General features: G+C 44.0%; 11 protein-coding genes and 1 tRNA gene. 6 read left to right on the top strand and 6 right to left on the bottom strand.

The window, feature by feature from the left end; genetic code table 11:
- Window positions 1-67: 67 nt before the first annotated feature.
- Window positions 68-154 (bottom strand) — tRNA-Leu (locus tag BR06_RS0104505).
- Window positions 155-309: 155 nt separating this feature from the next.
- Here BR06_RS0104505 and BR06_RS0104500 point away from each other — a divergent pair.
- Together BR06_RS0104500 and BR06_RS0104495 are read left to right on the top strand one after the other, a co-directional pair.
- Entirely contained in the window at window positions 310-1,350 is a 1,041-nt protein-coding gene (locus BR06_RS0104500) for a hypothetical protein (RefSeq protein WP_031480565.1), read from the top strand.
- A 2-nt stretch (window positions 1,351-1,352) separates the two neighbouring features.
- Window positions 1,353-3,821 carry a cytochrome ubiquinol oxidase subunit I gene (locus tag BR06_RS0104495; RefSeq protein ID WP_031480563.1) on the top strand — a complete coding sequence of 823 codons (2,469 nt, stop codon included), beginning with the start codon at window positions 1,353-1,355 and terminating at the stop codon, window positions 3,819-3,821.
- Between the two features lie 101 nt (window positions 3,822-3,922).
- Here BR06_RS0104495 and BR06_RS0104490 read toward each other — a convergent pair whose 3' ends face one another.
- The 3 genes from BR06_RS0104490 to BR06_RS0104480 form a co-directional block, all read right to left on the bottom strand.
- Entirely contained in the window at window positions 3,923-5,485 is a 1,563-nt protein-coding gene (locus tag BR06_RS0104490) for a DEAD/DEAH box helicase (RefSeq protein WP_031480561.1), read from the bottom strand.
- 726 nt (window positions 5,486-6,211) lie between these two features.
- Window positions 6,212-6,733, bottom strand: a complete 522-nt coding sequence (locus tag BR06_RS0104485; RefSeq protein ID WP_031480559.1) for a chemotaxis protein CheW — start codon at window positions 6,731-6,733, stop codon at window positions 6,212-6,214.
- Between the two features lie 53 nt (window positions 6,734-6,786).
- A complete protein-coding gene (locus BR06_RS0104480; RefSeq protein ID WP_051676924.1) occupies window positions 6,787-8,892 on the bottom strand; it encodes a CHASE3 domain-containing protein in 2,106 nt (701 codons plus the stop codon).
- 504 nt (window positions 8,893-9,396) lie between these two features.
- Here BR06_RS0104480 and BR06_RS19610 point away from each other — a divergent pair.
- Together BR06_RS19610 and BR06_RS20480 are read left to right on the top strand one after the other, a co-directional pair.
- Window positions 9,397-11,595: a methyl-accepting chemotaxis protein gene (locus tag BR06_RS19610; RefSeq protein WP_051676923.1), complete on the top strand. Its 2,199-nt coding sequence runs from the start codon at window positions 9,397-9,399 to the stop codon at window positions 11,593-11,595.
- Between the two features lie 136 nt (window positions 11,596-11,731).
- Window positions 11,732-12,181 carry a hypothetical protein gene (locus tag BR06_RS20480; RefSeq protein ID WP_031480553.1) on the top strand — a complete coding sequence of 150 codons (450 nt, stop codon included), beginning with the start codon at window positions 11,732-11,734 and terminating at the stop codon, window positions 12,179-12,181.
- Window positions 12,182-12,306: 125 nt separating this feature from the next.
- Here BR06_RS20480 and BR06_RS0104465 read toward each other — a convergent pair whose 3' ends face one another.
- A complete protein-coding gene (locus tag BR06_RS0104465) occupies window positions 12,307-13,593 on the bottom strand; it encodes a citrate synthase (RefSeq protein ID WP_031480551.1) in 1,287 nt (428 codons plus the stop codon).
- Window positions 13,594-14,262: 669 nt separating this feature from the next.
- Here BR06_RS0104465 and BR06_RS0104460 point away from each other — a divergent pair.
- Both BR06_RS0104460 and BR06_RS0104455 read left to right on the top strand, forming a co-directional pair.
- Window positions 14,263-15,255: a 4Fe-4S dicluster domain-containing protein gene (locus BR06_RS0104460; RefSeq protein ID WP_031480549.1), complete on the top strand. Its 993-nt coding sequence runs from the start codon at window positions 14,263-14,265 to the stop codon at window positions 15,253-15,255.
- Window positions 15,248-15,724 (top strand): hypothetical protein, encoded by a 477-nt coding sequence (locus BR06_RS0104455; protein WP_031480547.1) that lies wholly within the window; start codon window positions 15,248-15,250, stop codon window positions 15,722-15,724. The genes BR06_RS0104460 and BR06_RS0104455 overlap by 8 nt, the downstream gene beginning before the upstream one ends.
- Window positions 15,725-15,833: 109 nt before the next feature.
- Here BR06_RS0104455 and BR06_RS0104450 read toward each other — a convergent pair whose 3' ends face one another.
- The gene (locus tag BR06_RS0104450) at window positions 15,834-17,771 is read right to left on the bottom strand and encodes a molybdopterin biosynthesis protein (RefSeq protein WP_031480545.1); all 1,938 of its coding nucleotides are present in this window, start codon (window positions 17,769-17,771) and stop codon (window positions 15,834-15,836) included.
- Between the last annotated feature and the right edge of the window lie 6 nt (window positions 17,772-17,777).

Below are 17,777 nucleotides of genomic sequence, written 5' to 3'. Positions count from 1 at the left end.
ATTTTTTAGCATTAAAAAAAGAAAAGGGCTGTAGCACGTTGCTACAGCCCTTTTTCCTTGTTGTCGGTGGTGCCGAAGAGAAGACTCGAACTTCCACGGAGTTGCCCCCACTAGACCCTGAATCTAGCGTGTCTACCAATTCCACCACTTCGGCACTGGGAATTTGTATAGTGATTTAGGGGCTCTTTGGCAAGATGTTTTTTTATAAATGGCTGTTGTGTCAATGTGAACTTAATTAAATTTCTAATTGTCCGTACAGTCATGTATTGTTATACCTATAGAAATCGGGAAAATATTCAGGGGGAATACATGGTTCCATCTTCACTTATTCCGGCGATACACACTATTGCAGTCGAGCCTATTTGGCCGATTACACTGCTGATAGTTACCTTCGCCATACATCTTTTGCTCATGAACATCGCGCTTGGTGGGACCGTCATTGTCGCGTGGCATAGCCTGAGTGGCGGAAGTAAGATTTCGCGCGATCTTTCAGGTAAACTGCCGACAATCTTAGCTCTGGTTATTAATGCCGGTGTTCCACCTCTTTTGTTTGTCAAAGCGGTGTATGCTCAATTTAATTATACATCTTCAGTGCTAATGGCTGTTTTCTGGCTTGCCGCGATTTTCGCGCTGCTCATTGGATATTACGCTTTGTATTATCATTATTACCGTTACGACAGTCTGAAAGATGGCGGCCGTAAAGGGCTTATTTTTATGGTGCTGTGTATCCTCTTATATGTAGGATTCATGCTTTCCAACAATATGACCTTGATGCTGAGGCCCGATCATTGGGCAGAATACTTTCAGAATCCAAATGGGCTGGTTCTCAATCTTAACGATTCAGCACTGATTCCCCGTTATCTTCATTTCATGGTTTCCGCTCTTGCTGTAGGTGGACTTTTTGTCGCTATTCTCGGGAAAATGAAATCTGATCAAGATTATATCGAGACCGGGTCAAAATGGTTTGTGCGAGCTACCCTCGTTAATATAGGGGTAGGTCTGTGGTTTCTCATGGCACTTCCTAGGGATATCATGCTCATCTTTATGGGGCGTGATATGTTTGCGACGATTCTTCTTGGCATTGGGATGGTGGGAACCATCGGACTCATTCATGCCGGAATGAAACGCAATGTTGTGCTCTCATCGGTCATTGTTGTGATAATGGTCTATGTGATGGTAGTCATGAGGCATTTGCTTAGAAAAGCTTATCTTGCTCCATACTTTAAAGTTGAGGATATTCCGGTAACCGGACAATATTCTCCGCTATATTTATTTCTCATATCGCTCGTGATAGGAATTGCCGGTATAGCTTATATGCTTAAGCTTATGTTCAAGGCGGGGAGGAGTTAATCATGGAATATCCAATTTGGCACCTCACTACTTTCGGCGGCGGCTTCTGGATTGCTTTTATCGCGACTATTCACGTTTTTGTGGCTCAGTTTGCAGTAGGCGGCGGTCTTTTTCTCGTTTTAAGTGAACAGATGGCGTACCGCACTGGCTCTGATGAACTACTTGGTTACGTGAAAAAACATTCTAAATTTTTCCTGCTCTTGTCGATGGTATTCGGAGGGGTCAGCGGGGTCGCGCTCTGGTTCAGCATGGCACTTCTCAGTCCGCAGGGCGCGCTCATTCTTGTTCGTGAATTTTTATTTGCTTGGGCTACTGAATGGGTTTGGTTCGTGGGCGAAATCATCGCACTGCTGATCTATTTTTATTATTGGGATAGAATGAAGCGGTCTGATCATATAAAGATAGGTTGGTTCTATTTCATTTTTGCATGGCTGTCCCTTTTCACCATCAACGGCGTGGTTGGCTTTATGCTTACCCCCGGAGACTGGCTGGAAACTCATAATTTCTGGGATGGTATATTTAACCCGACCTTCTGGCCGCAACTCGCTTTCCGCTCATTCTTATGTGTGATGCTGGCTGGCTTATTCGGTTTCGTCACTGCATCGTGGCTGAAAGATGATGCGGTTCGCTGTAAAATGGTCCGCCTTTGTAGTATCTGGACTTTGCTCGGACTGATTCTAGTTATTCCATGTGGCTATTGGTATCTGATGGCTCTGCCGCCAGAACAGGCTGCGATGGTGCTAGATAAATCTCATCGCGTTACATATTACCTGAAAATGTACCAGATTACTGCTCCGATTATTTTGGTGGGTGGACTGCTAATGGCAATCTGTCAGCCTCGTATAATTAAGTTTCCATCGGCTATAATATTGCTTTTGGTTGCCTTGACCTTCTACGGTTCATTCGAGTTCATTCGTGAAGCCGGAAGAAAGCCTTACGTTTTGTGGGGCGTTGTTTATTCCAACTCAGTTAAGGTCGAGAGAGTTCCCTCCCTTGAGGGCAAAAGCTTCTTGCAGGAAGCAAAGTGGGTTCCTGATAATTTAAGGAAGATTACTGAAGAGAATCAAATTGAAGCTGGATCTTGGCTATACCAGATGCAGTGTGCGCCGTGTCATGCCGTCAATGGCCCTATGAACGATATCGTTCCGAGAACAGCCAAGTACAATTTAGCGGGACTTGATGCATTCATCTCCGGCATGGGCAGCTTGTCAAAATATATGTCTCCGTTCCTAGGTTTGCCCGACGAACGTATGGCTCTTGCTGAATACATTGACGGGCTAAGTCCTCAGGAAAAAGTTGAGCTTGCTACTCCTGTTGAAGCTGAAGCGGTTCCATCACCATTTATAAAAGATCAGAAGTATACTTTAATGGCTTGGCCGCTCGAAGGTTTGCGCCTCATCGTGCAAAGTGAAGGTCGGGTAGAGCTTTCTGAAAGTGGCAGTATTGTTCGGGCTCAGCTTCTTCTTCGTGGAGATCCACCGGAAGTTGTTACTGATGATGTTAAGATCGTATGCGAACTCAAATCGATTAATCAAACTTACGATATGACGGTTAAGGACGGATTCTTTGAGTCCTCCGCAATCAAGGCGCTTCCTTATTCTGATGATGGCTACCAGCCATTACCTTTAGTTGAGGTCAGCGCTGTGGACGGCGATGGAGAAATTATCGCGACCACGACCATTGTTCTACCTGTTTCCACAAGAGCTACATGTAATAATTGTCATGGTGGAGAGTGGGCGGTGAAAGGTCAGGGTGGTTTAGCCTCGCAAACTGCTGATGATTTCCTGAAGATTCATGACCGCGACAACCATACTGATTTTGTAGCGCAAGTGAATTCTGAGGATGGCGCTGCTATTGATTGTTTGAGTTGTCATGACGGCGATACCCAGCTTGAGCTGTCGACTGCACTTCACGGGTTCCACGCTGTATATCTTGCCGAAAAGGATAATGAGGCTTGCACCATGTGTCATCCGCAGGAGAGCTTGCGCGGTCTGCATAAAGATGTGGGCATGGAATGTGTGAACTGTCATGGCCCAATGGAAAATCATGCGTTGGCGTTGCTTAAATCTGAAAAAGATAAGCCTGTCGCTAAGAAATTGATGTCATTGATCATGCCTGTTGATATTGATGTGGCAGAGATCAATCCTCGTACGCCTTGGGTGCAGGAGCCGGATTGCCTGACTTGTCATGTGGACTTTGCCGGACCGGACACAGACTCTGCATTCAATGTATGGAATGAGGATAAGTCTGAGTTGTTTCGTAACCGCAAAGATGAAATGGATGCCGTTATGTGCGCCGCATGTCATAACGCTCCACACGCAATATTCCCTGCTGTTGATGAACGTGACAATATTCGCGCGCTTCAATATATGGGTGAGTCTAAACCTATAGGGTCTGGCGGAACATGTACCGTGTGTCATGAAGACAATATGGAATATCCTGCACATCATCCGGGAATGGGCTTAGAATAGTAAGTTACGAATACTCTCAATTCGCGCTGAAAAGAAGAACACGAAAAAGCCCGTCCAAGTTAACTTGGACGGGCTTTTATTATTCGATGTGTAGCTTAAGACTAGTTGCGTCTTAGAAGTGGTTTGCCGTTGTTAGAAGCTTTATTCACTGTACGCATAACGTTGTCAGAATCAGTACCTGGTACGGTAAAGGTGGACATCTGTCCGTTGATTTTAACATGCTGAATGCTGACAGGGTTGATTCTTGATTTGCGGCAAATCATATCAACCAGTTTACGAGGAGTCATACCGTGGGTGCGACCTACGCAAGCTGTGAATCTAACTCTACCACGTCCGCCGCGGCCTGCGCCTTCTTCAATTCTGCGGTACGCGCTCTTATCGAGAATGTTACCCTGTGACTGCTTGAGAAGAGCTGCGATGACTTCGAGCGGATCGCTGTCTTCGAGCAATTCGCTTGCAAGAGGAAGGTAAGACAAGTGTTTGCCGTTGGTGACGATATCATGAAGCTCTTCACCCATCTGGTTTTTCTTAGCTTCGATAACTTCATCAATAGTAGGCAGAGCTTTCTTGTCGATTTTAGCGCCAGTCATTTTAGCGATATATCTAAGTTTGCCGAACTCATTAGGGTTAACTAGAGTAACTGCAATCCCTTTTTTCCCTGCACGGCCAGTACGACCGATACGGTGAACATAACTCTGCGGGTCCTGAGGAAGTGCAAAGTTAACAACATGAGTGAGGTCAGGTACGTCAATACCACGAGCTGCAACGTCAGTAGCAACAAGGATTTTGCATTTTTTTGCTCTGAACTTACGAAGAATTTCTTCACGGCGAGACTGTGAAAGATCACCATGAATAGGCTCAGCTGGGTATTTGCGTTCGTTAAGAGCTGCTGCTACGCGGTCAGCGTCTGAACGGGTTCTACAGAAAACGAGTCCGAAGAAATCGTTCTGTGAATCGATAACGCGACAAAGAGCTTCAAGACGATCGCGTTCAGGCATTTCATGGAAAACCTGTTCGGTAAGAGCAACTTCGTCTTTTTCAGGCTTAACAGAAACAACATCGTAATCACCCATGAATTTACGAGCAATACGCATAACAGCCTGAGGCATGGTTGCGGAGAAAAGAAGTGTGCGGTGGTTATCGCCGCCAGCTTCCATGATTTCACTTACGTCTTCAAGAAAACCCATGTTACACATTTCATCAGCTTCATCTAAAACGAAGAATTTAATCTGTGAAAGCTTCAAAGTCTTTCTTTTAATATGATCAAGAACACGGCCAGGTGTTCCAACTACGATGTCAGCGCCGCGTTTTAGAGCTTTAAGCTGCGGGAGCATTGCCTGCCCACCGTATACAGTAGCGATGCTAATTCTTCTTTTGCCGCGGAATGAGTTGATTTCATCTGCAACCTGCATAGCAAGTTCACGAGTCGGTGTAAGGACGATTGCCTGAACGTGTCCGGCTCCTTCAACTACGTTTTCAAGGATAGGCAGTCCGAATGCGGCTGTCTTACCTGTTCCGGTCTGCGCCTGACCAACGATATCTTTTTCGCCGGAGAGAAGCATTGGAATGGTCTGCTCCTGAATAGGAGTAGGCTCAGTGAATCCTTTCTTTTCAAGTGCTTCGATGATTACGTCAGAGAGTCCGAGATTTCTAAATTTTTCCATAGTATTATATTCTTCTTATTTGGTTTTGTGTGGTTTTTTGTGTAATTGATAATGAAAACAGGGCAATAAACATCGCATTGCATCCATGTTGTAAGCAAGGATGCGTGTTTAATTCCCGTTATTCAGCTAAGCCGGATTTTGTATAAAGCCAACAGTCGTGGATCTATAACTTTTGCATAAGCAAAAAAATATAAAGCGCGATCAACTTATCGTGATCGACAATTCCGGTTCGGCGGAAATGCGGGGTGGAAACAAAATGAAAAGTCCACCCCAGAAATTTAGGGGAGGTCTTTTTACCGTATTAAATATGTCCGGTATTTGAGGGGGACCGTCCGGTTATCGCGATCTACAAACAGCACACTAAAAAAGTGAGCTTATAAGGGCAGATCGTACTTACATTCTTAGAACAGCCAAGCGGGGTGCCTGACATAACTGGTCCCAGTCATTTAAAAGGAGTTCTAAGATCTATCGTCTTTATAGGTAGGACGGAGTACGAAACAGGTACACTGCCCTTGCAATGATTCAATTCTGTATAAACAGAATCAACACAACCGGATCTGGACGGACGAGAACCCTTTAATCATTTGTAAGGGGTTGGGTCAAGTCTTTTCTTTAGAAAATAGTTAAGATAGTTTGTAAACATGTTGATAGAAACCGCTTTCAGCCATCCGGCTAAAAGCGGTTTCTTTATAATGTATATGAACAGTCAACCCATCAAGTCATTAACTATACAGCCTCATCAACAATCTCGATATCAGCCGCTTGGCCTTCCGATTGCTGAACCGCACCTGCCAATTCTTCTGCGGAAAAGATCCCATCAATATTAAGGATCATGATGAACTCGTCATTCTGACGTCCCATGCCTGTTATGAAATCGGTATGTACGGAAGTCCCCATTCTAGGAGGTGGCTCGATTGACTCTGGCGTCATTTCGATAACCTCTCGAACAGAATCAACGAGAACGCCAATCACAATAAATTCGTCTTCTAAGTTGACTTCAACTATGATGATGCAGGTGTTTACTGTGTGTTTAATTTCTCCCATCCCCAGTTTACTGCGCAGGCCCATGACAGGAACGGCGCGGCCTCGCAGATTGATAACTCCCTTCATGAAATTCGGGGTGCGAGGAATGCTGGTAATGTTGGTCAACTCTAAAACTTCTCTAACCGTGCTGATATCCAGAGCAAAAATCTCTTTGCCCAGAATATAGGTCAGGAATTGATTCGTATCGTTGGTTCTTGTAGCCATATTCCCTCTTGAATTTAGGCCGCCCTTTGGAAGGACGGCCTGTTCTATGGTGTTTAGAATTTTTCGAAATCAGAATCTGGATCATCGCCCATGCTTAGTTCTAGGCCAGATGTTTTAGGTGCTGCGTTTCTGGTTGTGGATTGCGGCAGAGGCTTTGGCCTGCTCATAGCTTGTACTGTTCGCTGTGGGCGGAAGTTGCCGTGACCGCTTGTGTTGGTTTTGAAGAAGTTCATCACGGAGTTGAGTTGCTCAGCCTGTGCGGACAGCTCTTCGGATGTTGATGCGATCTCTTCGGCCCCTGCTGCGTTTTGCTGTACAATTTTATCCAGTCTTGTCAGGGCAGTATTGATCTGCTGTATTCCTTGATTCTGCTCATTGGTTGCTGAAGATATTTCCTGAACAAGTTCAGCTGTTCCTTGAATGTCTGGAACAATTCTGCTCAGCATCTCTCCAGCTTTTTCAGCTACTTCCACGCTTGATGAAGAAAGTTCGCTTATTTCTGTTGCAGCGCTTCCGCTTCGTTCGGCAAGTTTGCGGACTTCAGCTGCTACAACGGCAAATCCTTTACCATGTTCACCTGCTCGTGCTGCTTCGATGGCAGCGTTTAATGCCAGCAGGTTGGTTTGTCTTGCGATTTCCTCGATGATGGATATTTTTTCGGCAATTTCCTTCATGGCTGAAACTGTTTGTGCAACAGCGTCTCCACTGGATTGGGCGTCGATTGCTGCCTTGGAGGCAATTCCTTCAGTTTTACTTGCATTTTCGGCATTATTCTGGATGCTTTCTGACATTTGTATAACAGATGCGGATACTTCTTCAACCGAGGCGGCCTGTTCGCTGGCGCCTTCAGACATTGTCTGGGACGATGCAGAAAGCTCCTGACTGCCGGATGCAACGTTTTCAGCTGAGCTTTTCACTTCACTTACAACGGCGGTTAATTTTTCGGTCATACCAGCTAGGGCGGATACTATGCCTTCCTTCTTCTTGAATTCTCTAAATGAGACAACTAGATCGCCATCTGCAATTTGCTGAGAGATATCGGCAATGAGTGCAGGCTCGCCGCCAACCTGAGTTTGTACATCTCTGATTACCCATACTCCTAAAGCTCCACCAAGAGCTATGGCGATGAGTAGGCAGGTCACAATGGATACTGTGGTGCTGCTTACAGTCGCTTTATTTGATTCTTGACGAATCTTCATAAGCCCTGTTTCTTCAGCGTTGAATTGGACCATCAGTGAACGGAACTTGTCGAAATATTGTTTGCCTCGCGCTTCTCCAACCAAATGAGCCATATCATCCATTGTTTTAGCATCACCGATATCACGGCGAAGTTGTATTGCAGGCTCAACAACTTGGGACCTCCATTCGCTGATGGTTTTACGCATATTGCGAAGGCGGTTTACTTGAGCTGGATTGTCACTGACTGTTTGTTCCAGACTCGCTTCTAATTCATCAAATTGCTTTGAGCCATTAATATAAGGATCTAGAAACTCATCTTTACCAGCCAGTAGATAGCCGCGCATGCCTGTTTCCATATCTACGGCAGTACCTAGAAGGTTGGTGGCCTTTATAATTACTTCATAAGTGTGGCTAATCCAATCTTCTCCGGAATTACTCAGGCTTTCTCTTTGGCGTTTCTTGAGAAGAGTCATTTCTGTATCAATGAATTCTGCGATCATGCCGCGAAATGCGTCAAAATATTTTTTGCCGCGAGCCTCACCCACAAGGTGAGAAATGTCGTTCATGGTTTTTGCATCGCCAATGTCGCGGCGCAGCTGAATGGTCGGTTCTGTTACATCTTTTTGCCATGCTTTGAGAACTGATTCAGCTTCACCAAGGCGAGTTACCTGTTTCGGGTTATCGCTCACGGTCTGCTTTAGTTTATCAATATTCATGTATGTGGATTTTTCGCCACCTTCGTAAGGTGACAGGAATCCTTCTTTACCTGCTAGGAGATACCCGCGCATGCCTGTTTCCATGTCAACAGCCGACCCGACGATTCCATTTGCATCGCCCAAGACTTCATAGGTGTGACTAACCATTTCATTTGTGGATACGATTTTATCAATGTTTATTATCGCAACTAGCCCTAAAATTAAAAGGAGTAGTAGAGGCCCACATATCCCTAATATTATTTTGGTCTTTAACTTTAATTTCACGCTGAATCTCCTTTTAATAAGGGTTATGTATGAAAATTTTAAACGCTTTTGGGTAAGGGGTATGTTCGTTTTTTTTGTTAAATTACTTTTTCCTAGTAAATATTTGTCACCTAGCAAGTGTGTACTACATAATACGCATTATTTTTTATTTGTGTAAAGAGTTAATTGAAATTGTGTGATAAAAAGCTAAATATTAATCGACTTGTATTATTATAATAAATATTGAGATGTTGGTGTATGTTTCTTGATTTGTTCGCTTAAAAATCTGGAATTGATTAGTTTGTTGAAAAAAATACAGCGGTAATCTATTCTGTGTTCCAAGTTTTCCGTTTAATAGATTAAAAGTTGGAAAGCTTGTGTACTGTATTTATTATTCTTAACTATGATAGTGTTGACTGTGTCATCTATAGTCAGTTAATCTTTAAAAGGTCTTAATTGTTGGATTGTTGTTTCTGCTGGATTGCTTTTATCGTTCGGTTAGTAATTTTATTGTAAGGGGTCTTTATGAATTTTTTGCTGAATTACAACATCAAAACTAAATTTCTTGGCAATATTGTCGCAGTAATGTTTTTTTTCGGTATAGCTTTGGGTGTATATCATTATGCTTTAAGTCATACTGGGGATGGTTATACTGAAATTCTCAATCATGAGGTTTTGATCGCTAGTGATGCTAGGGGAGCAACTATTTCTATGCTTTCAGCTCGCCGTTCTGAGAAGGATTTCTTATTGCGAATGGATATGAAGTATCCGCCTAAAGTTGAAAAACATGTTTCTGAGATGATAGGCTTTCTCGAGAATATCGGTGAAGTAAGTAAGCAAGCTAAATTGAATGAACTTACTCGTATATCAACTTTAGCTATTCAAAAATCCAGAGACTATCTGGCTTCATTTATGAAAGTAGTTGAAGGAAATAAAATAAAAGGGTTGGACCAGAAGTCAGGTTTACAGGGTGATTTTAGGGCTGCAGCCCATACTATAGCAGGTAAAGTTCCTGAGCATGCAGTGGATAATCTGCTGGTCGATCTTCTGCAAATGCGGCGCTACGAAAAAGACTATATGCGCACCAAGTCAGATAAATACCGCACAAAACTTATAACTGCCATGGATACGTATAAAACAAATCTGGAAGCAAGTGGTTGTGAGAAAGTTGCTAAAGATTCGCAGCTAGCAGCATTGGCTGTGTACCGGGCAGCAGCAGATCAAATTTTACAAGGCCGGTCGCTTGAAGAAGAGCATGCATATTATCAGAAAGTAAGAGGGGCTGCCGCCAAGCTTGAAACTGCCCTTAACTCAGTGCTGGTACCAAGAGTAGAGGCTCTTGCTCTTGATATTAGAAAGAATGAGAAAGACTATTTGCTTCGAGGTGAAGATAAATACGTCGAAAAAACTCTTGGTTCAATTACGGCTCTGTATACAGCTTTTAAGCAATCCAGTGCTAGTCCGGAACATGCTGTTGACATAGAAAAAGATTTGAAAGCATATAAAAAGGCTTTTGTCGGCCTGGTCGAATCTGATCAGCTGATAGCGGGTTATGTAAAAGAGATGAGAGCTGCCACCCATGCTATCGAACCTTTGCTTGTAAAGATTGAAGAATTATCTGTGAAAGCTCAGGTTGCAGAAGCAACAGCCCTTGATGTTGCAGCAGCAGACTATTCGATTACTGCCGTAAGTATTGGGATTATAGCATTAGTCATTGGTTTATTGCTTTCTGTGCTAATAACCAATGCAATCACAACTCCGCTGAAAGCTGCGGCTGTGACAGCAAAGAATATGGCTGATGGTGATTTAAGAGAAGACGTAGTGGCTGAAGGTAGTGACGAAACAGGGCAAATGCTTGCTGCAATGCGTGAGATGATATTCCGGTTGCGTGATGTAGTGTACGGTGTAAATGATGCTGTAGATAACGTAGCCGCAGGTAGTGAAGAATTATCAAGTACTTCCGGCACACTGTCTCAAGGGACTACGGAGCAGGCTGCTAGCATTGAAGAACTGTCTACTGCCATCGAGCAGGTTACTGCATCAATTTCACAAAATGCCGTAAACTCTCAAGAGACCTCGCAAATAGCCTCACAATCTGCTCAGAAAGCAAGTGAAAGTGGCGAGGCTGTGACTCAAGCTGTAAGCGCCATGAAAGAAATCGCTGAAAAAATATCTATCATTGAAGAAATCGCCCGTCAGACTAATCTGCTTGCTTTAAATGCCGCCATTGAGGCCGCTCGGGCTGGTGAACATGGTAAGGGTTTTGCCGTTGTAGCTGCGGAAGTTCGTAAGTTAGCCGAACGAAGTGGCGCTGCTGCTAACGAGATTAGTGGTCTTTCAACTAGCACTGTTGAGGTAGCCGACAAGGCTCTGACTATGCTTGATGAGTTGGTGCCTGATATTGAGAAAACTTCAGAACTTATTGCTGAGATAAATGCTTCTTGCGAAGAGCAGGATGAAGCTATCAAGCAAATATCAAATGCTGTGAATCAGGTGGAAGTTACAACGCATTCAAGTGCTGCAGCCTCAGAGGAAATGGCATCAACATCCGAAGAACTAGCTGCTCAAGGTAGCTCCCTTAGGCAAATGATGTCGTACTTTAACTGTGGAGAAAGGAAGGCTCTTGGGTCGGCGGTGGCGACCTCTAAGCCCGCTTTAGCCGGAATAACTCGTGGAGCTCTCTCGGCTAGCCAAGGCGAAGATGATTCCTTTGAGCGGTTTTAGCACTTCCAGAAGCATACAATGGAAGGGGTTGGGTTTAAGGATTGTAGTTACGGTCTTTTGGTTTTGTAAATAATTTATTATATATTGCTAATAGTATGTAATTTGGTATCATGTTGAAAACATGGAGGAAATTGCTTTGAAAAAAAGACTTTTAAGTTTGTTATGTGTGTTGTTTGTACTGTCTATAAGCTGCGTATCCTATGCCGATAATGGTCACGAACTTCCTTGGGGAAAAGACTTCTCAACATTTAAGAATTTGACCTTTTCGCATGAAAGCGGTGATGTTAAATACTATACAGTTAATGATGAAAAGGTTTGTGAGATCACTAAGGTTGCAGCGACCAAAGTTACTTACGCTTTCAAAGGTGGTAAGTTGTACGCTAGGATAGTTAATATTCTTGATTCCGCCGATCTTGAGAAGCTTCATAACCATTTTAGTGATAGCTTTGGAAAATCAAAGGTCTCCACTCAAGATGGCTGGAATGTTCACAAGTGGGTTAAGGGCGATGTTAAGATTAAGTTAAAAGAGGATGTTGAAGAAACTGTGCATAAGCTCGGAATGTACTATACGCCTCTTGCTAGTTAATTTAGTTTTGTAGTTGCGTTTCCCGTTCTATTGCCAAATAAAAAGTCCAGAATTACAGCATGTTTTAATGCGTAATTCTGGACTTTTGTGTTTTAATCTTCAGATTTATTTAGTTTTGGAACTGGCTATTTTCTGAAATCGATTGGCATGTAGTTACGCTCGGTTTCGCCAGTGTATATCTGTCTTGGACGGTTGATTCTGGTGTTTGGGTTTTCGAAATCCTCGTACCAGTGAGCAATCCAGCCAGGCATGCGTCCAATTGCAAACATTACAGGGAACATAGCAACTGGGATACCAAGGGCGCGAAGAATAATTCCGGAGTAGAAATCAACATTCGGGTAAAGTTTGCGCTCGGTGAAGTAATCATCTGCCAGTGCTTTTTCTTCCAGTTCCATTGCAATGTCTAAAAGCTCATCGTTGAACCCTTGCTGCAGCAGTTCATGCGTTGCATTTTTCAGGATGCGTGCGCGTGGATCAAAGCTCTTATAGATACGGTGACCAAATCCCATAAGTTTGCATTCTTTCTTTTTTACACGATCGAGATATTCATCAATGGTGTAATCTCCGCTCTTAATGTGCTCAAGCATATCAATAACAGCCGAGTTTGCTCCACCGTGCAAGCGTCCCCAGAGGGCGCAGATCCCGGCAGATACAGATGCAAAAATATTAGCCTGTGTTGATCCGACCATGCGAACAGTGGAACATGAACAGTTCTGCTCGTGATCGGCATGCAGCATGAACACAAGTGAAAGCGCCTTAACGGCTGCTCTTGGTGGGTCATAATGCTTGTTCGGGATCGAAAACATCATGTGTAGAAAGTTATGACAATAGCTGAGGTCAGGATCTGGATACATGAATGGTCTGCCGATGGATTTTCTGTATGAAAATGCGGCAATAGTTCTTATCTTAGAGATGATTTTACCCACAGCAAGGAAGAATTCAGCCTTACTATTAATGTCATAGAGATCTGTATGGTAGCTGCCAAGGGCATTAATTACCGCGGATAGAATCGCCATAGGCTGGCTTTTGTGAGAAGGGAATCCATTGAAGTGGTGAAGTAGATCTTCATGGATAAGTTCTTCCGCACAAAGAAGAGCTCTGAATCTGGCAAGGTCTTCCTTAAGTGGAAGCTCTCCGAAAATAAGAAGCCAAGCTGTTTCGATGAAATTGCCGTGTTCGGCAAGCTCTTCGATTGGATATCCTCTGTAGCGAAGGATTCCGTTTTCGCCATCAACAAAGGTTATTCTACTTTTGCATGAGCCTGTGTTTCCGAATCCTGGGTCGAATGTGATCAGTCCGCTTTCAGAACGCAGTCTTGATATATCAATACCCACTTCGCCTTCTGATCCTGTGATGACCGGCAGCTCGTATTCTTTGCCGTTGTAATTAAGTGTAGCTTTATCATTGCTCATAGAAGTCTCCTCTGGTTTTCAAGCCAGTGCGCGCTGTCATTTTTTGATTAAGTGGCAATTAACCGTTTTCAGAAAATATCGGTCTTTTCCATATGAAAAGGCTGAATTATTTCTACTTACAGGTATTGCAGTTACCGGTGCTAAGGCTTTGATAACCTGAGTTAAATCCGGATTTTAGAGCGGGCAATATCGTGGCTTTGTCACTGGGATCAAGTCAGCTGCGGCTTGATGTTACGTCACCAGTGTATGAGTTATACGGCTGAAAATTCGGGGCAAAGACGGGTGCTTTCTCCCCTGATGTTGAACAATTACTATGCAAATTTCACTAAAAAGTCCAGTCAAAACGGGCGACGAGTTCTCTTCTGCTAAGTAGGCTTTAAACTGAATTTCTTTTTGATATAATTGATCAAAATAAATAATAATTCGAAATACTATTGCATAACGCTGCTCCCGTACTTACCTTGTGCTTTGTACGCTTGATAGTGTTACTCTTATTCTTGTGATATAAAGAAAGCCAGTTGGTAATGGCTGGTGGTCAGTTCAAGTCGTCCATTATAATTGAGTATTGCTGAAGAACTGCATAATTTTGTTAATTAATATTTGGGCGCAATACATAAATTTGTGTTTCGAATTTTTGATTTTAAACTGTGAGTCCAACTCGGAAAAAGTATGAAGTTGAAAAAGACAGGAATTTCAAGGCGTAATTTTTTGAAGGGATTAGGAGTTGGTAGTGCCGCAGCACTTTTACCATCTGTAGCCCCTTCTGTTGTCAGCGCGGCAACGTCTGATTCGGAAGAACTTATGACCTTGCTTGATATATCTAAGTGTACAGGGTGCGGTGAATGTGTACAGGGCTGCTCGGATGTTAATGAAACCAAGTATCCTGATCCCATAAAGCCATATCCGGAAATGTACCCTGCATCGCGTGCTAAGCCCGAAGACTGGACTGATAAGCGAGACGTTGATGATCGGCTGACTCCCTACAACTGGCTATACATCCAGACTGCGGAAGTAGAATATAATGGAGAGTCATACGAAATTAATATCCCTCGCCGTTGTCTGCATTGTCAGAATCCTCCATGTGCGAATCTATGTCCGTGGGGCGCGGCGGCAAAACAGAAAAACGGAATCGTGCGTATTTTTGAGAATGTATGTCTGGGCGGTGCAAAGTGCCGTGCTGTCTGTCCTTGGCATATTCCGCAACGGCAAACTGGAGTTGGATTATATCTGCGCCTGCTTCCTAAATTTGCAGGAAATGGGGTCATGTACAAATGTGATCGATGTTATAATCGCATAAATGAAGGTAAGCTGCCTGCATGCGTTGAAGTTTGTCCTGAATCTGTTCAGACAATAGGGCCGCGCAGTGAAATTTTGGCCAAAGCACATGAGCTTGTCAAAAAAAATGGGTGGTTTATTTACGGGGAAGATGAAAACGGCGGAACTAATACTGTTTATGTTTCACCTGTCCCATTTGATATTCTAAATGGTGCGGTTGAAAAGGGAGCCGGAAAGCCCGGTTTGCAGGCCGTTGCTGATTCAATGGCAGATGAAGAGAAGCTTGCAACAGCTATAGCAATTGCCCCTTTTGCCGGAATCGCTGCCGGAATCATCAAGGTTGGCCGCTATCTGTCTTCTTCCAAAAAGGAGAACGATAATGAGTAATATATATTTTGCACGTTTTTTTAAAATTATAGTATTTTTTATGGCTCTAACCGGAGTCGCGCAGATGCCGATCTTTAAGAGATATTATATCTCCGATCTGCCGGGACTTGGCTGGCTGGCTGACTTTTATCTTACTAATAAAATTCACTATGCACTTGCTGCGGTTTTGATCTTCATGGTTATGTATCTAGCTACCGAATACATTCTGACTAAACGTAACAGTATGAAACTTTCCCGTTGCGGTGTGGTTCGCGCCGCACTCTTTGCACTTATCATTTTTACGGGGGTTTTCCGAGTTATCAAAAACCTGCCGTATGTCACCATGGACCCTTTTACGGTGATGATGATTGATTGGACTCATTTGGTTTTTGCTATGTTGCTCGGAATAGTCGCACTTATGGCGCTTATACGGGGGAAGTCTTCTTACTTTGAAGAAGGTGGAAATATTTTAAAAGGCAAGTCTTATTAGCAGAATGAGTAGTTACAAATTCTAAAAAAAAGTCCCGCTGAACATTTAGTTCAGCGGGATTTTTTTTACTATGAAAATATGAATTTAGTTAGATGAGTGGGATACAAATTTAACTTTGGCTAAGGCCCATGCCCGGGAGCATCGTTTTTCCGGTCAGCGGAGTTTCGTATCCGCCCAGTTTGCCGATGGCTTCTTTAATCTTATCAGACTTTAGCAAGCCTATCAGCGCAACGATTCTCTTGTCTTCCAGATATTTATTTGGAATTACAATGTCGTATCTTTCATGAGCTAAGGGAACAAAATCAAGACCCAGCGCATTGGCTGCTGCAAATATGCCAAGTCCGCAGTCGGCTGATCCTGTGAGAACATTCGCTGCGACGGCCATATGCGTGTATTCTTCGCGACTATACCCCATGACGAGGTTGGGCAATATGTTTGCTTTATCAAGATGATAGTCGAAAAGTATTCTTGTGCCTGCTCCACGTTGCCTGTTGATGAAATTTATCTTTCCTGAGCTGAGGCTCTCAATTCCTGTTATTCCGAGAGGGTTTCCCTTAGGAACAATGAATCCTTGATGGCGGATAGCTAGATTAATTACTGTGACATCAACATCTGGTAAGTATTTTTCAAGGAACGGAAAGTTAAAATCTCCGCTTTCCGGATCAAAAAGGTGCGTTCCTGCAAAAAGAGCGACATCGGATTTGAGAGCTGATATCCCTCCCATCGAGCCTGCGTGGGTTGACACCAGACGCATAGGCGTTTCACCGCCCATGAGGATATCTCCCAGCAAATCTAGGGTGTTATCGTGGCTACCCACATGCATGAGAGTGTTCTTTAAAGTTTGCTTACTTGAGAAAAGTTCTACTTCTACGGACTCATTAAGCTCAATACCCTCACTTTCCGCAGGTACTCTGGTAAATCCCTGAGCTTTGGTAAGCGTAGTGATCATACCCGCCCCACGTGCAAGCGGAACTCCTGCGTAGCCATCTCCTACTTTACCTACAGCAAGTCTGACCAGCTCTTCCATGCCGGGTTTGGACGGGGTGCGCCTAGCTAGACGAACCTGAACTTTTTCCCGCTCCGGTCTTAGTTTTCCTGAAAGCCATGAAATAATCGGTGTGAGCACATCTTCGAAGCAGACTACGGCGCTAACTGGGTAGCCCGGTGCTCCTACAAGTAATTTATTATTTGCCGTGCCGAGTACTGTCGGTTTGCCAGGCATTATCGCTATGCCATGAACCAGTAAGGTTCCGAGCTCTCCGATGACTTTGCTTGTGAAGTCTTTACTTCCGGCTGACGATCCAGCCCCGATCACAACTATATGTGAGTTTTGAAGAGCTGTCTGAACAGCTTTCACCAGCAAATCTTTGCGATCACGCACTGGGGAAGTTGCTGTAAATTCTACGTCTAGCCCCGTTGCAAGGGATCTGAAAACTTGCGAGTTGGACTCAATTACTTCTCCGGGAGCAGGGGTAGGGCGGTCGGCAAATGGCAAAATCTCATCCCCTGTAGGGATGAACGTCATGCGTATTTTCTCATGCACTTTAATGTCATAAATACCGGCTGAAAGCAGCGCTCCGAGGTCAAAAGCAGAAATAGTGTGGTTGCGTGGAAGCAGCATTTCTGTGGCAACTATATCTTCGCCTATGCGGCGGATGTGCTGCCATGGAAAAGCAGGTCCTTCTATGCTGATGGTGTCGCCGTTATCTACGACGTTTTCTATCATGATGACCGCATCCATGCCATCTGGTAGAGCATTACCTGTGTTGACAGGGATACATGTACCATTTTTGATTAAGTCTACTGGCTGACCTTCGCGCGCTGAAAAAGTTGTATCACTTTTAACAGCAAATCCGTCCATGGCGGCCGCATGATATGTAGGAGATGAGCATCTTGCATAGACTGCTTCGGCTGTGACTCTACCTAGTGACTCGTGAACCGGAATGGATTCGGGCAGAACCAGTGTGTCTCGGTCGAGGGCCGCAATGGCTGTAGCTACGGCTTCTGGAACTGGGATAGTTTTCAAATATATATTGCGATCAGACATAATGAG

Origin of the sequence: Maridesulfovibrio frigidus DSM 17176 (genome assembly GCF_000711735.1) — a bacterium.
Lineage (GTDB): Bacteria > Desulfobacterota > Desulfovibrionia > Desulfovibrionales > Desulfovibrionaceae > Maridesulfovibrio > Maridesulfovibrio frigidus.
Note: the sequence above shows the minus strand (reverse complement) of the source record. Positions and strands in the feature narration are given on the sequence as shown.